Origin of the sequence: Streptomyces sp. NPDC020917, from assembly GCF_044333795.1 — a bacterium.
GTDB lineage: Bacteria > Actinomycetota > Actinomycetes > Streptomycetales > Streptomycetaceae > Actinacidiphila.
The window spans coordinates 129,687-145,996 of sequence record NZ_JBIRRR010000006.1 but is presented as its reverse complement, the minus strand read 5'-3'; the positions used below and the strand labels follow the sequence as shown (position 1 = coordinate 145,996).

Genomic DNA, 16,310 nt, shown 5'->3' with positions numbered 1-16,310 from the left:
TCATCACGGCGAAGGACGGCACGGAGCTCTTCTCCGAGGACTGGGGCTCAGGGCCCGTCGTGTTCAGCTACGGCTGGCCCTGACCGCCGACGCATGGGACCCGCAGGCGAATCTGGTCGTCGACAACGGCATCCGCTTCAGCGCCGACCTCCTGGCCTTCGCCCGCGCCTGGGCCCACGCCCCGGGAGTTCGCCGGTCGGCCCACGCACGCCACCGGCCGGCGAACCGTCACGCCCAGCGGGATGTCAGTGCCGGGTCGTAGCCTGCGGGCACCATTGCGAAAGCGGGTGTCATGGGGTTCTGGGGCCATTTCGTCTTCGCCCGCAGCGAGCGATCGTTGCTGGAGTCGCCGGTGTTCGATGGCCTGGACCAGGGCCGGAAGGCAGCCGTGCACACGTTGTGGCCGCGGCCCGGCGGCTGGCAGACCCTCCAGCTTGAGCACGACGACTGGGACGACAGCCACCTGCCGACGCTGGTGGCGTGGACCGGCGCGCCGGCCTGCACCGCACAGATCTACGACAGCGACATGGCCCGCGTGACAGGGCTTGGAACCGGCGGCCTTCGGTGGGAGGCCGTGCTCCATCCGGACGTGGCCGCCGCGCTCATGGTCGAAGACCCCGCGGACATGGATGACATGAGCGTGTGGGCGAGCAGCCCGGAGTTCGCCGAGGCGCAGCGCCGCATACGCGCGGAACTGGACGCGCAGGTGCCGGATGTCGCCGCGCTGGCCGTCGCCTGGGCGGCTTCGGCCGGTGCAGGGCCGCCGGCCGGCCGGGAGCGCATCGAAGACGTATTGCGGTCGCAGGAGGTCTTCGCGGAAGAGGTCTTCTTCACGTTGCTGGACGCGCTGGGCTTTCCAGCGGCAGGCGAGCCGTAATCCGAGGTGCGGTAGCCGGAGGCTGCACGCCCGCGGCGACGCCGAACTCCACACCGGGCCACCGCCGGGCCGGCTGAAGGCAGGGCCGTGCGGGTGGTCCTGGGGGCGGTGCGGGCGCGACGGCCCGGCGTGGAGGGCCATCTCCTCGACGGCGTGACCCAGCCGGTGCTGGACCGCGCCTTCGACTACTGGAAGCACATCGACGCGAAGATCGGCCGCCGCATCGAGGAGGCAGTGCGGGCCAAGCTCGGCGACTAGGCCCCGGCAGCGTCCCGCTGCGCCCTGCGCCCCGCGTTCGCTTCGGCCGAGCGCGGGGCGCGGACGCCCAAGTGAGCTTCGGGTACACCCCGTTCGTTCGACGTTCAGCCCGCTCCTGGCCGGAGCGGCCCGCTGAGTGTTCGCCGGCCGCGGAAGCCGCTGGTGCGGCATGGCGGGCCGTCCCTAGTCTCCCGGTATGCACACGCCGCTTGTCTCCGTCCAGGCCCAGCCCAGGGACCGCGCGTCCTGGGCGGCACTCGCCCGCCGCGCCGAAGCCCAGGGGTACGACGCCCTGCTGACCGCCGATCACCCCGGCACCACGGCGTCCCCCTTCGTCGCACTCGCCGCCGCGGCCATGGTCACCGAGAGGCTGGGCCTCGGCTCCTACGTCTCCCACGCGGGGATCCGCGAGCCGTTGCTGCTCGCGTCCGATGTCGCGACGCTGGACGTGCTCTCCGGCGGGCGTGCCCGCCTGGCGCTGGGTGCCGGCCACACTCCCGTGGAGTGGGAGATGCTCGGTTCGCGCAGGCCGGACGTCGCCGGCCGGGTCCGCAGGTTCCTGGCCGTCGCCGAGACCTGCCGTGCGCTGCTGGCGGGGGAGTCGGTGACGCGGACGGCACCGGAGATGCGGACGCACGGCGCAACGCTCGCCGGCCCGCGGCCTGTCCAGCAGCCCGTGCCGTTCGTCTTCGGCGGCGGCAACTCCACCCTGCTGCGCTGGGCGGGCGGGCACGCCGACGTCGTCGCGCTCAGCGGTCTGGGACGGACCCTGCCCGACGGTCACAGCCACGAGACCCGCTGGAAACCGGCCGACATCGACCGGCAGGTCCAGCTGGTGGAGGAAGGCGCGGCGGGACGGGCGCGGGCACCGGAGAGGGAAGCGCTCGTCCAGGCCGTGGAGGTGACCGACGACGCCGAAGGCGCGGTGCAGCGGCTCGCCAGGACCTTCGGTACGACGCGGGCGGAGGTGCTCGCCTCGCCCTACGTGTGGGTGGGCACCGTCGCCGAGATCGCCGAGGCCACGGCCCGCCACGCACAGCGGTGGGGGATCACGCGCTACGTCGTGCGCGAGCCGCATCTCGACGACGCCGATCTCGTCCTCGCGCACCTGCGGGGCGGCCGGCCCTAGAGCGGCCGATTCCGCCTTCACCGCCGGGCCCTCGGCCGGGGGCGTCGGCCCGAACGGTGCAAAAGGCGCCGGCCCCCGGGACACCTGGCAGGTGTCCCGGGGGCCGGATGCGCGCTGGTGTCAGCGCGGGTTCGAAGCCCGGTGCGTGTCGTCAGGCCGGTGCTGGTTGTTGCGGCACTCGTGGTGGGCGGGCTCCCAGACGCGCGTCCAGTAGCCGGCGTGCTGCTGCTGGTGGTGGTTGCGGTCCCGGTAGGCCGGGTGCCACACCCACTTCCAGTGGCCCGCGGTCGTCGTGCAGTGCTGCGGCGCCGGCGCACGGTGGTGCATCGGAGCGGCCGACGCGGTGCCGACCGCGCCGACCACCGCGCCCGCGGCCAGGGCCACCGCCACGGCTCCCCGGGCCACAGCCCGCTTCAGTCCATTGCTCATCTCAGGCCTTTCTGTACGCGCTGGGGCCGATGCCCCGTCACCCCGGACCGTCGCGGTCCGGATGAAGGGATCGTGTGCCACCGGCACGACCAAACACCGCAAAGACGCTGACTTCTATCGAAAATGAACCATTTTCTCATCGGTCCTAAATAGTCACAAAAATCCGCCAATGGTACGGCGCGCTGACCAGAACGGCCTGGCCGTTCGGGCCTGATCTTTGGCCGACGATGCAGGGACGGCCAGGTCCCGGGGAACCTACAGTCGGTAACCCGAGCAGGCCGGATCCTCGCCGGTGAGCGGGGATCTGCCGAGTCTTCCGAGTGCGGAGGCCTGATGGCTACCTTGATCGTCTCCATGTCCGTGTCCCTGGACGGCCGCATCGCCGGTCCGGACGGGTCCATCGACTGGGCAGCGCCCGACAGGGAACTGATGGGGTTCCACAACGAGCAGACCCGGGAGCTGACGGGGCATCTGACCGGGCGCGGCCTCTACGAGAGCATGCTCGGATGGGAGACGGCCGAGCAGACCCGCACCGATCCGCTGGAGCTGGAGTTCGCCCGCATCTGGAAGCCCCTCCCGAAGGTGGTGTTCTCCTCCAGCCTGACCTCGGTGCAAGGCAACGCGCGCCTGGCGAGCCGTGATGTCGCCGACGAGGCCGAGGAGTTGAGGAGCCGGCCCGGTGGCGGCATCGTGTCCGTCGGCGGTGCCGGGCTCGCCGCAGCCCTCGCCGAGAAGGACCTCATCGACGAGTACCGGCTGTTCGTCAATCCCGTCGTCCTGGGCGGCGGCACCCCGTACTTCCCGCCGCTGCCGAAGCACCTCGACCTCGAACTCCTGGAGACGCGGACCTTCTCGCAGGTCGTCTACCTCCGGTACCGGCGAAGCCGCTGAAGCCGCGGCCGCTGAAGCCGCGCACGGCTCACGGCGCTCCGGCGATCCGCCGCTTGTAGGCGGAGGGGCTCTCCCCGCAGTGCCTGGCGAAGGACCGGGCGAACGCCCCGACGTCCTCGAAACCCACGGCGATGGAGACCTCGAGGACGGAACGGTCCGGCTCGGCCAGCAGCGTCATGGAGCGAAGGACGCGGGCGCGGAGCAGGTACGTGCGCCACGACATGCCCAGGCGGGCGTGGAAGAGGCGGCGCAGCGTCCGCTCCGAGACCCCGACCGCGCGGGTCACGTCGCCGAGCGTGACGCGGTCGAGGTGGGCGCGGGTGTACTCGGTGGCGGCGGCGGCCAGCGGGTCGTCCGAGGCCGGCAGGTGCAACGGCCGCTCGTCGTCCAGGACTTCGCCGACCATATGGCCGAGCGTCTGGAAGAACGGGTCCGCTGCGGCCGCGGACTCCCTACGCGAGATCGGCCACCGCACCGAGTAGAGCATCATCTCCCGGAGCAGAGCGGAGACGGACAGGATCCGCACCCGGTCCCCGGCCGTCGGCACGAGTCGTGGCTCGAAGAGCACCGCGAGGGTCCGCGCGTCCGCGTTCAGCGTCGTCCGATGACGCAGGCCCGCCGGAATCCACGCCGCCTGGTGGGGCGGCAGCAGATAGTGGCCGGCCTCCGTCGTGACCTCCACCGTCCCACGGCACGCGTACTCGATCTCGTGCACGTCGTGGAAGTGCCAGCCGGTCACCAACTGCTCGCCGCCGTCGTACAGATGGCTGCCGCCGAGCCAGCGGTGGTGCTCCCGCAGGTCCACCAGGCCGGTGGTGGCCGTTGTCACCCTGTCTCTCGCCGAGTTGGAAGGGGCGGTCATGTTCCGGGGACTCTACCGGCCGCTCCTACCGGCCGGTGGCCGGGCCCGCGAGGCGTTCGAGCAGGACCGCGGCGCCGGCCGGGCCGGGCAGCGCGGCGATGGTGTCCGCGAGGCGGCGGGCGTTGCGCGCGTACGCGTCGCCGGTGAGCACGGTGTGGACCGCGCCGGCGATCTGGTCGGGCGTCGCCGTGTCCCCGTCGAGCGCGATCCCGACGCCGAGGCGTTCGATCTGCCCGGCCAGCGCCGGCTGGTCGGCCGCGGGGTTGGGCAGCGCGACCAGCGGCACGCCGTGCGCGAGGGAGGCGCTGACGGTGCCGTGGCCGGCGTGGGTGACCGTGACCGATGCGTGCGGCAGGACGTCGGCGTGCGCAACGTACGGGGCGAGGACCGCGTCGCCCGGTGCCCGCACCCCGCTGACGTCGGCCATCGCTGTGGTGACCAGAACGCGGTAGCGGTCGGCGGACAGCGCGGCGAGCGTGCGGCTGATCCGCGAGGTCTGGTCCCACGCCTGGCCGGTGGAGAAACTCACCAGTGCCAGCGGGCGAGGGTCCTCCGCCGGCCAGGGCCGGGCCCACGGCGCGCCCCTGCGGGGCTCGAAGACCGGTCCGACGTACGCGAACGCCCCGGGCGCGGGAGGTGCGGGCGGGTCGAGGTCGGGAGTGCTGGCGCAGACCACGGGGAACGGCCGCCAGGTCTCCCACAGGTCCTTGACGGCGGGCAGGCCGGCGCTGCTGCGCAGCTCGTTCACGCGGGCGAGGGCGAGCTGGTCCAGGCCGCCGCCCGGTGGCAGGAGCGCGCCCGGCGCGCTGTGCACGAGCACCGCCGCGGGGAGCGACTCCCGTTCGGCGGCGGCCAGCGCGCCGAACATCAGGCAGTCGATCACCAGCGCGTCGTAGTGCTCGGCGGCCAGCAGCTCGGGGACGTCCCGCAGATGCTCCCCGCAGGCCCAGACCACGTCGGCCAGGACCGGCATCCAGTCCGGCGGCTGCGCCGCGGGCCAGCGCCGCTGCGCATGCCGCAGCGTCCGGAACGGGAAGCCGAGCGCGGTGAAGCGCTCGCGTTGCTCGTCGTACCCGGCGAAGGTGATCTCGTGGCCGCGGCCGGCCAGGGCATCGGCCAGGCCGATCGCGGGTGTCTGGTTCCCCGCGCCACCCCAGGTGACGAAGGCGAAGCGTGCCATCTCAACTGCCCCCCAGTACCGAGTCGATCATCAGCAGCATCGTGGATTCGGCGTCGGGCCGCGGGCGTTGCATGTCCCGGCGCAGGAGTTTCCAGGTGTAGACGTCGGTCATGCACACCAGGGCGTCGACGACACGCTCCCGGTCGCCTGCGGGGAACCCGTCCAACTGCGGCGCGAGCACGGTCCGGACCCGCTCCCGGTGGCGCTCGCGGCCGATGCGGACCACCGGTGCCACCGCCGGGTCGTGTTCCTCCACGAGGTTGGCGATCACCACGTCTCCGAACTGCTCGTAGTGGTCGAACCAGGTGCGCACCGCGCCGGCCACGTCGCCCGGTTCGGTCCGGCCGAGGCCGTCGCGCATCTCCTGGAGCACCTCGTCCAGGGCGCTGCGGAACAGCTCCGCCTTGCTGCCGAAGACCCGCAGGACCGTCTGCACGGTGACGCCGGCCTGCGCGGCCACGTCGTTGAGCCGGATGTCGGACCGCAGCCGCTGCTTCAACTGCCCCACCGCGGCCTGGAGTATGCGGCTGCGCGTGCCCTCCGCGCCGGCCGCCCGGGCCCGCATGGTGTACGGCCTTGCCGATTTCATGTGAACGAGATTAACATCAAATAGGCCCCGGGGAGGCGCACTTCAAGCTTCCGCGCCCGTGCCGGGGCCCGCAGTCCGGAAGGGCCGGATGCCCTGCTCACTCCCGGAGGGGAGCGGGAATCCACGGATCCCGCTGGGAAGGTCAGCAGCACGTCGACGCGTGTCCCGTCCAGCCCTTCCGGCACTGCGCCGGCGGCACATCCCGCGCTCCGCATCCCGTGCTCCATCTCGTATGCGCGGGCGGGGTCGACCGGCGTCGCGCGCGGTCCGCCGGGCCGGCGGTGCGGTCAGCGCGCCCCGCCCGGCGACGCCAGGAGATCGGCGCAGAAGCCGCGCAGGGCGCGGATGACGGTGTCCGGCTTCTCCCAGCTCAGGAAGTGCCCGGCCCCCTTGATCCAGAACGGGCCGACCAGTTGCGGATAGGCGACCTCGCACTTCGCCTCGACATGCTCGCCGAGGGTGGCCTGATCGGTACCGACCAGTACCAGAACCGGCTGCTGGATCTTCCGGTCCTCCATCGTCGGCAGCGACGGCGTGCGGTGCCCCGTCACGATCTCGTAGTCGATGAAGGCGACCCGGAGCCGTTCGTGGTCGGCGTAGGCCGCGGTGAGCACCTCGCGGTCGGCGTCGCTGAACGCGCCGGCCGGCGACCACAGGCGATGACCGAAGAACTCGCCGATGTAACGGCGGCGCCGCTCCGGGGTGTTGAGCATGTCGAGCAGCTCCTCGGCGTGCAGGCCCTGGTTGACGTGGTAGTCCAGCACCACCGTGCGGCCCGGGTCCTGCGCCGTGGGGATCCCGGCCGCGGCGTACTCCGCCGGCAGGTCGGGAAGCGTGTCGTCCAGGAACACCACGCGGTCGACCCGGTCCGGGAACCGGCTCGCGAAGTCGAGGGCGACGGCCCCGCCGAGGTCGTGGGCGGCGACGACGGCGCGGTCCCAGCCCAGGGCGTCCATCAGCTCGGCGAGATCGGCGCTGAACGCGGGAAGCTCGTAGGCGTCGCCGGCCACGAGGTCGGAGCGGCCGTACCCGCGCAGGTCCGGCGCGACGACGTCGAACCTCGCCTCGGCCAGCGGGCCGATGGTGCGTGACCAGATCAGGCTCGTGCACGGGAACCCGTGGACGAGCAGGAGCGGAACCCCTCCGTGGCCGGCGCGGCGGACGGCGATGCGGTGGCCGCCGCTCATCATGATCATGTCCGTGATCTCGGTCATCGGATCATCCTGGCAGCCGCCGCTGACAACGGGCCGCGGCTCCGGCCGCGGAACGCCCGGCCAGCGGATGCGGCCCCTTGCGGGAGCGGGCAGGCTGGCAGGGACCCGACCGGCGGTTCCACGGGAGAGCAGAGACATGCAGATCGACCTGTCCGGCAGGACTGCCCTCGTCACCGGCTCCACCCAGGGCATCGGCATGGCCATCGCGGCCGGACTCGCCCGGGCCGGCGCCCGCGTCGGCGTCAACGGGCGCAGCGCCGGGTCGGTGGACGCGGCCGTCGCGCGCCTGCGGGAGGAGACCGGCGGCGCCGCGTTCGTCGCCGTCCCCGGCGACCTGGCCACCGACGACGGCGTCGCCGACGTGGTCGGCGCCCTCCCGGAGGCCGACATCCTCGTCAACAACCTCGGGATCTTCGGCGCCGCGGCACCGCTGGAGGTCAGCGACGCGGAGTGGCGGCGGTACTTCGAGGTCAACGTGCTGACCGCGGTCCGGATGATCCGTGCCCACCTCCCGGGCATGAAGGAGCGCGGCTGGGGGCGCGTGATCAACCTCGCCAGCGACTCCGCCGTGGTCACCCCCGCGGAGATGATCCACTACGGCATGACGAAGACCGCGCTGCTGGCGGTGACCCGCGGCTTCGCCAAGGACGCGGCGGGCACCGGGGTCACCGTCAACTCGCTGATCGCCGGGCCGACGCACACCGGCGGCGTCGAGGACTTCGTCCGCCAGCTGGTCGGTGACGAGCTGCCCTGGGACGAGGCGCAGCACGCGTTCATGCGCCGGCACCGCCCCCAGTCGCTGCTGCAGCGGCTGATCGAGCCCGAGGAGATCGCCAACATGGCCGTCTACCTCAGCTCGCCCTTCGCCTCCGCCACCACCGGCGGAGCCGTCCGCGTGGACGGCGGCTACATCGACTCGATCCTGCCGTAGAGGCAGGGCGCGCCCTTGCCGCACCCTTGCTTGCACCCTCCGGTATTCATCGGGTGAAAGCTCGTCCAACCCCTTCCGAAGTGCCTCCGTCGTGGATAGCCTCCCCGCTTACATCGGATGTCTTCTCCGTGGATGAGGGTGGGCGTAGTGGAGTTCATGGGCATACCACGACCTAGACGGTTGGTCAGAGCGCTCGCGGGCGCGGCGGGGGTGCTGCTGGCGGGGACGGGCCTCGCGGTCGCACCTGCCGCGGCGGCGCAGCAGCCGGGCGACACCGCGCCGGCGGAACGGCCCGCCATCAACCTGTACGTCGCTCCGGACGGCAGTGACGGGAACGCGGGACGTTCGGCGCAGCAGCCGCTCGCCAGCCTCCAGGGCGCGCAGTCCGCCGCGCGGCGGGCCACCCGGTCCGGTCTCCCGGTCCACGTGTGGATCAAGGGCGGCAGCTACCACCTCGGCCGCACGCTCCAGTTCGACGACCGGGACTCGGGGCGCCCCGGCGCGCCCGTCACGTACTCGGCGTACCCCGGCGAGAAGGTCGTCCTCAGCGGCGGCAGGCAGTTGCACCCCCACTGGTCCACGTACCAGGGCGGCATCCAGGTCGCCGATGTGGGCAGCGGCCTGAGCCTCGACGGGCTGTTCGTCGACGGGCAGCGGCAGACCCTCGCCCGCTACCCCAACTACGACCCCGGCACGGCGGTCCTCGGCGGCTCCACCACGATGCAGGACCTCGCCGCGGAGGCCAAGGCCAAAGGGTGGACCGACGTGACCGCCGGCGACGTGCGGGCCCTGCACTGCAACACCTGGGGCGGCGCGTCGTTCCACATCACGGGCATGGCCGCGGACGGCTCGCTCGGAATGAAGTGGGTCGGCGACAACAACCGCAACCTCGCCTGCGCCAATCCCCAACTCCCGTACGACGCCCACCACGTCGTGGCGGAGGGCATCCTCCAGGAGCTCGACGCGCCGGGGGAGTGGTACTACGCCTCCGGCACCGGAAAGCTGTACTACTACCCGCCGGCCGGTACCGACGTCACCCGGGCCACGGTCGAGACGGCCGAACTCGACGAATTGGTGCACCTGGCGGGGACCTCCGCCGAAGCACCCGTGCACGACCTGTCGTTCTCCGGCATCACCTTCACCCAGACCCACCGCACGCTCTTCGACCACCCCTACGAGGGCACGCAGCTCGGGGACTGGGCCGTCGCGCGCACCGGCGCGGTGTACCTCAAGAACGCCCAGCGCGTCACGGTCACCGGCGCGACGTTCGACCAGGTCGGCGGCAACGGCGTGTTCATGGACGGCTACAACGACCACAACACCGTCTCCGACAGCACCTTCCGCGACTCCGGCGCCACGGACGTGCAGGTCGTCGGCTCGGAATCGGCCGTGCGGGACCCCTCCACATGGCAGCACATGGTCACCGCGCTCGACGACACGGCACCCGGGCCCAAGACGCAGGACTACCCGCGGGACATCACGATCAGCGGCAACAGCATGTCAGGCATGGGGGTGTTCGAGAAGCAGAGCGCGGGCGTCAACATCTCGATGAGCCGGCGTGTGACGGTGTCGCACAACACGATCCACGACAGCCCCCGCTCCTGCGTCAACATCGACGACGGCACGTGGGGCGGGCACGTCGTCGAGTTCAACGACATGTTCGACTGCGTCAAGGAGACCGGCGACCACGGCCCGTTCAACTCCTGGGGCCGCGACCGGTTCTGGCCGTTGAGCGACGACGCCACCCAGCGCGCGTACGCGAAGCTCGACGTCGTCGAGCCCAACATCATCCGCAACAACCGGATCTGGCACAGCTCCGAATGGGCCATCGACCTGGACGACGGTTCGGGCAACTACCAGATCACCGGCAACCTGCTGCTCAACGCGGGCATCAAGCTCCGCGACGGCTTCTTCCGCACGGTGGAGAACAACGTCATCGTCGGCGGCAGCATCTACGAGCAGGTCTCGCACGCCGACAACGGCGACGTCATCCGGCACAACATCGTGCTCTCCCCCCAGCCGTACCAGAACGTGCTCAGCGATCCCGCGGTCGCCCGCTACGTCGCCGACGACAACCTCTTCTGGAACAACGGGGGCAAGGTCACCCTGCCGGGCAACTGGGCCGGCAACGGCCTCGACGCCCACTCCGCGGTGTCCGACCCGCAGTTCACCGCCGGCTCACCGTGGCAGCACCCCTCGATGACGGACTTCACGGTGTCCGGCACCTCCCCGGCACTCGCCCTGGGCTTCACCAACGTCCCCATGGACCGGTTCGGCGACGGCCGCCCCGGCGAGGCGACCCCGCCGGCGGTGACCTGGCCGGCGCCGCCCGTCTCCGTGACGGTCGACTCGCAGCCCGAACCACTCATGGGAGCCACCGCCTCCGCGGTCTACTCCGACGCCGTGATGTCCTCCGTCGGCCTCAGCGACCACGACGGCCTGTACCTCGCCGCCGTCCCCGCCGGGTCGTACGCGGCAGCCCAGGGCTTCCAGGCCGCGGACGTGATCCGGGCGGTGAACGGCACCGCCGTCACCACCCGCGACAGCTTCTGGCGGCTGTACAACGTCCTCCCGCCCGGCTCCACGGTGACGGCGGCCGTGTGGCGCCACCAGGCCGCCACCACCGTCAGCTTCACCAAGCCCACCGGCGATCAGACGTACAACGACACGGCGGGCGTGGAGTACACCGGACCGGGCTGGGACTGGAAGGGACCCGACCGCGGCGGCGCCAACTCCTACCAGAACGACCTCTACGCCACGACGAACCACGGTGACGCCTTCAGCTACACCTTCAACGGCACCGGGGTCGACCTCGTCTCCGAGACCAACAGCGACGAGGGCACCGTCGACATCTACGTCGACGGCACCCTGCTCAAGACCGTCGACTGCGCCACCGGCACCCGCCAGTACCAGCAGACCGTCTACTCCCTCACCGGACTGGCCCCTGGCACCCACATTGTCAAGGGGGTGATGACGGGCGGGAGTTACATGATCGTCGACGCGTTCACCGTCCACGGCTGACGCGGCGCCGAGCGGGCGGGCCGCGGCTTCGCGGCCTGCCCGCCCGCAGCCCGAAGGCGTTGGCGCCGCTGTCACCTCGGGGGACCGGAGAGCGGCTGCTCGGCCCAGATGGTCTTGCAGTCACGGCCGTAGCGGGTGCCCCAGCGGGAGGAGACCTGGGCGACCAGGAAGAGACCGCGGCCGCCCTCGTCGTTGATACGTGCGCGGCGGAGGTGGGGGGCGCTGAGGCTGCCGTCGGTGACCTCGCAGATGAGGCTGTCGGCCCGGACGAGGCGGAGCCTGATCGGGCCGCGCGCGTGGCGGATGGCGTTGGTCACCAGTTCGCTGACGATCAGCTCCGTGGTGAACAGGAGCGACTCGAGGTCCCACTTCGCGAGCTGCCGGGCGGCCAGCGAGCGGGCCTGGGCGACCTGCGCGGAGTCGGCGCGCAGATCCCAGGAGACGACCCGGTCCGCCTCCAGCACGTGCGTGCGCGCCAGCAGCAGGGCCACGTCGTCGGACTGCCGCTGCGGTGCGACCGCCTCCACGATCTCCCCGCACATCTGCTCCAGCGGCCCCTCGGCGCCCGCCAGGGCCCGGGCCAGCCGCTTCAGCCCCACGTCGACGTCCTGGCCGGGAGCCTCGACGAGCCCGTCGGTGTACAGCGCGAGGAGCGTGCCCTCCTCCAGCCGGCGCTCGCTGGTCTCGAACGGGAACGCTCCGACGCCCAGCGGCGGCCCGGACGGGATGTCCTCGAGGAACGCGACCGTCCCGTCGGGCTGCACCAGGGCGGGTGGGGGATGGCCGGCGCGGGCGAGGACGCAGCGGCGGGAGACCGGGTCGTACACCGCGTACAGGCAGGTGGCTCCCTGGACGTCGGGATCGTCCCGGGCCAGGCGGATGACCAGGTCGTCGAGCTGGGTGAGGACCTCGTCGGGGTCCAGGTCCAGATCGGCGAGCGTGTGGACGGCGGTGCGCAGCCGCCCCATGACGGCTGCCGCGTGCAGGTCGTGGCCGATGACGTCCCCCACGACCATGGCGACGCGGGCGCCGGACAGCGGCAGGACGTCGAACCAGTCGCCGCCGGTCCCGGCGTGCGAGGCGGTGGGCAGGTAGCGGTAGGCGGTCTCGACGGCGAGGGTGTCGGGCAGGCTGCGCGGCAGCAGGCTGCGCTGCAGGGCCAGGGCGGTGGTGTGCTCGCGGGTGTAGCGGCGGGCGTTGTCGACCCAGACCGCGGCACGCGAGCAGAAGTCCTCCGCCAGCGCCACGTCGCCCTCGTCGTACGGCTCGGGGTTGAGCGAGCGGCTGAAGAAGGCCACGCCGAGGGTGGTTCCGCGGGCCAGGAGCGGGAGCGCCATGAGGGAGTGGATACCCGTCTCGCGGACCCTGCTGGCCCGCCGCTCGTCGAGGGCGTACGTCTCGTCGGCGTCCACCTTCCGCACGAGTACCGGCATGCCGGTGGCCAGGCACCGTGCCTGCGGGGTACCCGGGTGGTACGCCACCGCCTCACCCACCAGGTACGCGGCTTCCGGCGTGCCCCTCCGCGTCGAGGACAACCCCGCGCGCCGGGCCCGCACGTTGCGGTCCACCGGCCCGGGAGGGAACTCCTCGCCCTGCATGGTCGCCTCGAACAGGTCGACGGCGGCCATGTCCGCCAGGTCGGGGACGGCCGTGTCCGCCAGTTCCTGCGCGGTGATCGCCACGTCCAGCGTGGTGCCGATGCGCTCGCTGGCCTCGCTCAGCAGGGCCAGCCGCTGCTGCGCCCGATGCCCCTCGGTGACGTCCACGTACCACTGGCACATCCCCAGGAGGCCGCCGGCCGGGTCGGTCAGCCGAAACGACGACGCCGACCACACCCGGGTGTGGTCCGGGTCCGAGGGGACACGCCCGTGGACCTGGAGGTCCAGGACGGGCTCGCCGCCGTCCCGTACCCGGCGGAGCATGTGCTCCAGCTTCGACACGTCGGCGTACGGGGAGTCGTCGCCGATCCGCCGGCCGACCAGCCGCTCGGCGGGCACGCCCACCGCCCGCGCGGTCGCGTCGTTCACCCACCGGTACCGCAGATCGCGGTCGTGAACGGTCACCGGGAAGGGGCACTGGCTGAACAGCACCTGCCCGATCGCGCGGTCGACCGTCTCCCGTTCCGCCTGACCCGCGTCCGCGGCGCTCACCGCCCAGCCGGCGTGTCCCGCCGCACCGAGCATCGGGCGCACGCGCACGGCCAGCCGCACGGCGTGCCCATCGTGATGCCTCACCCGCCGGACGCCGTCCCAGCCCTGACCGGCCGGAGGCCCTTCACCGGCTGCCAGCGCCGCTTCACGCTCCCCGGGAAGCGGCAGCAGATCCGCTGCGGGGGTCCCGAGGACCTCTTCCGCCGTGTATCCGAGAAGGGCTTCGGCCTCGGGGCTCCACAGCGAGACCCGGCCCCGGCCGTCCACGAACGCCGTGGCCGGGTAACGCTCCACCGGGACTCCTGACACTCGGCCAAGGCCGCCGGAAGAATCAGGCACGTTCATCCGCACCAGCCCATCCCTGGCCGCACCCTCCTTGCTCCAGCATAGAGCGCCGCCAGGTCACCGGCCGTCCCGCTGCCGGATCGCCGCGGCGGCCCGGTGCAGCTCGGCCAGGACGGTCCGCACCGCCCGCCGGGCGGTGCGTTCCGGCCGGTGGAGGACGTCGATGTGGCGTCGGGCGTGAACCCCGCTCAGCGGCCTGAGGACCACGCCTGGGTGCTCGCGGGTGGTCCAGCGGGGCATCAGCGCGACGCCCCCGCCGGCGGCGACGGCCTCGGCGACCACCGCGAACTCGTTGATGCGGTGGACGATGTCGAGCCGCCGGTTGGCGACGCACGCCATCGCCTCGATGGTGGCCATCAGCGGGAAGCCGTCATGGACCGTGATCCACGGCTGATCGGCAACGTCGTGCGGGGTCAGGACCGGTTTCGGGGCCAGCGGGTGGCCGGCCGGCAGCGCGACGTCGAGGGGCTCGTGGAGCAGGGTCGTGGCGGTCACGGTGCGCGGCCACGGCGGGGCGTGGTCGAGGCGGTGCGCGAGCACGAGGTCGTAGTCGCGGGTCAGCGCGGGGAAGCGGTCCTGGGCCACGTCCTCGTCGGCGAACACCGGGCGGGGACGGCCCGCACCGGCGAGCCCGCGGAGCAGGTGCGGGAAGAAGGCGGAGGCCGCGCTGTGGAACGCGGCCACCGACACGGCGCCGTCGCCCTGCTCGGCGAAGTCGGTGATCGTGTGGCGGGCCCGGGCCAGGGCGCCCTCGACCTCCACGGCCGCGGCGGCCAGGGCCTGTCCGGCGTCGGTGAGCACCACCCGGCGTCCTGCCCGCTCGGTGAGCGGGACGGGCACCGCCCGCTGCAGCAGCCGCAGTTGCTGCGAGATCGCGGAGGGCGTCACGTGCAGGGCCTCGGCGACCGCGCTGACACTGCCCCGGTCTCCCAGCTCGCGCAGGATCCGCAACTGCCGCTCGTCCACACTCACAGTGTAGGACTGCTACAGCTTCGTTGTAGAAGTTGGGGCTGGCCTTCAACGTCCGTCCCGGTGCAGCGTAGGCGCATGCAGATTTCGCGCCGTACCGACGCGGTACTCCTCCTGGTCGCGCTCGTCTGGGGATCCAGTTACCTCGCCGCCAAGACCGCCACCGCGGCGCTGCCGGTGATGGCGGTGCTGTTCGCCCGGTACGCGATCTCCGCACTCGCCTGCGGCGGCCTGGTCGCCACCCGCCGCTCCGGGCGCCGCTGGACGCGGGACGAGGTCCGCGCCGGATCGCTGCTGGGCTGCACGCAGGCCGCCGTGCTCGTGCTGGAGACGTACGGGGTGGCGCACACCAGCGCCGCGAACGCGGGACTGATCATCAGCCTGACCATCGTGCTGACACCGGTGCTGGACCGCGCCGGAGGGCGCGGGCTGCCGTGGCGGTTCTTCCTCGCCGCAGGGCTGTGCGTGCTGGCCGTCGGGCTGCTGACCTCCAGCACCGGACTGCACGCGCCGCGGCTCGGAGACGTCCTCGTGCTCGCCGCCGCCGTCGTCAGGGCCGGGCATGTCGCGCTCGTCGGCCGGCTCACCGCGGGCCGCTCCATGGACCCGCTCCGCCTGACCACCGTCCAGACCGTTCTCGGCTCGGTGCTGTTCCTGGCCCCGGCCGCCGGCCACCTGCCCGAACTGGCGCGCAGCGGTGCGGGCACCTGGGGCCAGCTGGTCTATCTCGCCCTGTTCTGCAGCGTGTTCGCCTTCGTCGCCCAGACCTGGGCGGTGCAGGGCACCTCCGCCAGCCGGGCCAGCCTGCTGCTGGGCACCGAACCGATCTGGGCCGTCGCCGTCGGCATCAGCCTCGGCGGCGAGCGGCTCACGCCCTGGGCGACCCTCGGCGCCGTGCTCATGATCGCCGGAACCTACTGGGGCCAGGCGATCGAACGCACCCACCGCACCACGGCAGGGACCGTGCAGGACGGCGCGGCGAGTCCGGAGCCCGCCGACGAGGGCCGGCGCACCCTGTCGCCCACCTGAGACCCGCCGCGCCCGGTCTGCGGCGCGCGCCGGCGCCAGGAGGGTCGGTCAGGCCGGTCGTCGGGAGGGTCGGGCGGGAGCGGTCGGACGGGGCTGTCCGCGGTGAACGTCAGGGCGCGCCACGAACGTTGATCACCACCACGCCGACGACGACCAGCGCGATCCCCGCCCACTGCGACCGCCCCGGCGTCTCGCCGAAGGCCAACGCGCCGATGGCCACGACCGCCGCGGTGCCGGCGCCCGACCAGACCGCGTACGCGACCGACACCGGGATCCGGGTGAGCGCCCGGCCGAGCAGCACGAACGACAGCACGTAGCCGGCCGCCACGGCGACGGTGGGCCACAACCGCGTGTAGCCGTCGGTGAGTTTGAGGCAGCTGGTGGCGCAGACCTCGGCGGCGATGGCGAGGGCGAGCAGCACGTAGGGCACGCTGGG

The 16,310-nt window shown here is 72.5% G+C and carries 15 protein-coding genes; 7 read left to right on the top strand and 8 right to left on the bottom strand.

From position 1 onward, the window contains the following. Positions 1 to 292: 292 nt before the first annotated feature. The 3 genes from ACH4TG_RS15365 to ACH4TG_RS15355 all read left to right on the top strand — a co-directional run bounded on the left by ACH4TG_RS15365 (position 293) and on the right by ACH4TG_RS15355 (position 2,264). The gene (locus ACH4TG_RS15365) at positions 293 to 877 is read left to right on the top strand and encodes a hypothetical protein (protein WP_398242756.1); all 585 of its coding nucleotides are present in this window, start codon (positions 293 to 295) and stop codon (positions 875 to 877) included. 87 nt (positions 878 to 964) lie between these two features. Continuing rightward, on the top strand, positions 965 to 1,135 hold the full coding sequence (locus tag ACH4TG_RS15360; protein ID WP_398242755.1) for a hypothetical protein: 171 nt from the start codon (positions 965 to 967) through the stop codon (positions 1,133 to 1,135). A gap of 196 nt (positions 1,136 to 1,331) precedes the next feature. Continuing rightward, the gene (locus tag ACH4TG_RS15355) at positions 1,332 to 2,264 is read left to right on the top strand and encodes an LLM class flavin-dependent oxidoreductase (RefSeq protein WP_398242754.1); all 933 of its coding nucleotides are present in this window, start codon (positions 1,332 to 1,334) and stop codon (positions 2,262 to 2,264) included. Between the two features lie 120 nt (positions 2,265 to 2,384). Here the strand turns inward: ACH4TG_RS15355 and ACH4TG_RS15350 are convergent, their stop codons facing one another. Beyond that, entirely contained in the window at positions 2,385 to 2,693 is a 309-nt protein-coding gene (locus ACH4TG_RS15350) for a hypothetical protein (protein ID WP_398242753.1), read from the bottom strand. Between the two features lie 333 nt (positions 2,694 to 3,026). Here ACH4TG_RS15350 and ACH4TG_RS15345 point away from each other — a divergent pair, with 333 nt between their 5' ends. Then, positions 3,027 to 3,584, top strand: coding sequence for a dihydrofolate reductase family protein (locus ACH4TG_RS15345; RefSeq protein WP_398242752.1), 558 nt, complete (start codon positions 3,027 to 3,029; stop codon positions 3,582 to 3,584). Positions 3,585 to 3,612: 28 nt separating this feature from the next. Here ACH4TG_RS15345 and ACH4TG_RS15340 read toward each other — a convergent pair whose 3' ends face one another. The 4 genes from ACH4TG_RS15340 to ACH4TG_RS15325 all read right to left on the bottom strand — a co-directional run bounded on the left by ACH4TG_RS15340 (position 3,613) and on the right by ACH4TG_RS15325 (position 7,429). Beyond that, positions 3,613 to 4,413 carry an AraC family transcriptional regulator gene (locus tag ACH4TG_RS15340; protein ID WP_398242751.1) on the bottom strand — a complete coding sequence of 267 codons (801 nt, stop codon included), beginning with the start codon at positions 4,411 to 4,413 and terminating at the stop codon, positions 3,613 to 3,615. A 58-nt stretch (positions 4,414 to 4,471) separates the two neighbouring features. Then, positions 4,472 to 5,626, bottom strand: coding sequence for a glycosyltransferase (locus ACH4TG_RS15335; protein WP_398242750.1), 1,155 nt, complete (start codon positions 5,624 to 5,626; stop codon positions 4,472 to 4,474). A gap of 1 nt (position 5,627) precedes the next feature. Further along, complete coding sequence (locus ACH4TG_RS15330; RefSeq protein ID WP_398242749.1) at positions 5,628 to 6,215, bottom strand: TetR/AcrR family transcriptional regulator; 588 nt, start codon at positions 6,213 to 6,215, stop codon at positions 5,628 to 5,630. A 287-nt stretch (positions 6,216 to 6,502) separates the two neighbouring features. Further along, the gene (locus ACH4TG_RS15325) at positions 6,503 to 7,429 is read right to left on the bottom strand and encodes an alpha/beta fold hydrolase (RefSeq protein ID WP_398242748.1); all 927 of its coding nucleotides are present in this window, start codon (positions 7,427 to 7,429) and stop codon (positions 6,503 to 6,505) included. 136 nt (positions 7,430 to 7,565) lie between these two features. On the opposite strand from ACH4TG_RS15325, the gene ACH4TG_RS15320 reads away from it, so the two are divergent. Then, positions 7,566 to 8,360, top strand: a complete 795-nt coding sequence (locus tag ACH4TG_RS15320; RefSeq protein WP_398242747.1) for an SDR family NAD(P)-dependent oxidoreductase — start codon at positions 7,566 to 7,568, stop codon at positions 8,358 to 8,360. A 180-nt stretch (positions 8,361 to 8,540) separates the two neighbouring features. After that, on the top strand, positions 8,541 to 11,381 hold the full coding sequence (locus tag ACH4TG_RS15315) for a right-handed parallel beta-helix repeat-containing protein (protein ID WP_398242746.1): 2,841 nt from the start codon (positions 8,541 to 8,543) through the stop codon (positions 11,379 to 11,381). Between the two features lie 71 nt (positions 11,382 to 11,452). Here the strand turns inward: ACH4TG_RS15315 and ACH4TG_RS15310 are convergent, their stop codons facing one another. Together ACH4TG_RS15310 and ACH4TG_RS15305 are read right to left on the bottom strand one after the other, a co-directional pair. Next, the gene (locus ACH4TG_RS15310; protein WP_398242745.1) at positions 11,453 to 13,825 is read right to left on the bottom strand and encodes a SpoIIE family protein phosphatase; all 2,373 of its coding nucleotides are present in this window, start codon (positions 13,823 to 13,825) and stop codon (positions 11,453 to 11,455) included. A 108-nt stretch (positions 13,826 to 13,933) separates the two neighbouring features. Next, complete coding sequence (locus ACH4TG_RS15305; RefSeq protein WP_398242744.1) at positions 13,934 to 14,842, bottom strand: LysR family transcriptional regulator; 909 nt, start codon at positions 14,840 to 14,842, stop codon at positions 13,934 to 13,936. A gap of 81 nt (positions 14,843 to 14,923) precedes the next feature. On the opposite strand from ACH4TG_RS15305, the gene ACH4TG_RS15300 reads away from it, so the two are divergent. Beyond that, positions 14,924 to 15,874 (top strand): DMT family transporter, encoded by a 951-nt coding sequence (locus ACH4TG_RS15300; RefSeq protein WP_398242743.1) that lies wholly within the window; start codon positions 14,924 to 14,926, stop codon positions 15,872 to 15,874. Positions 15,875 to 15,983: 109 nt separating this feature from the next. On the opposite strand, the gene ACH4TG_RS15295 is transcribed toward ACH4TG_RS15300, so the two are convergent. Continuing rightward, positions 15,984 to 16,304 (bottom strand): DMT family transporter, encoded by a 321-nt coding sequence (locus ACH4TG_RS15295; protein ID WP_398242742.1) that lies wholly within the window; start codon positions 16,302 to 16,304, stop codon positions 15,984 to 15,986. Positions 16,305 to 16,310: the final 6 nt, after the last annotated feature.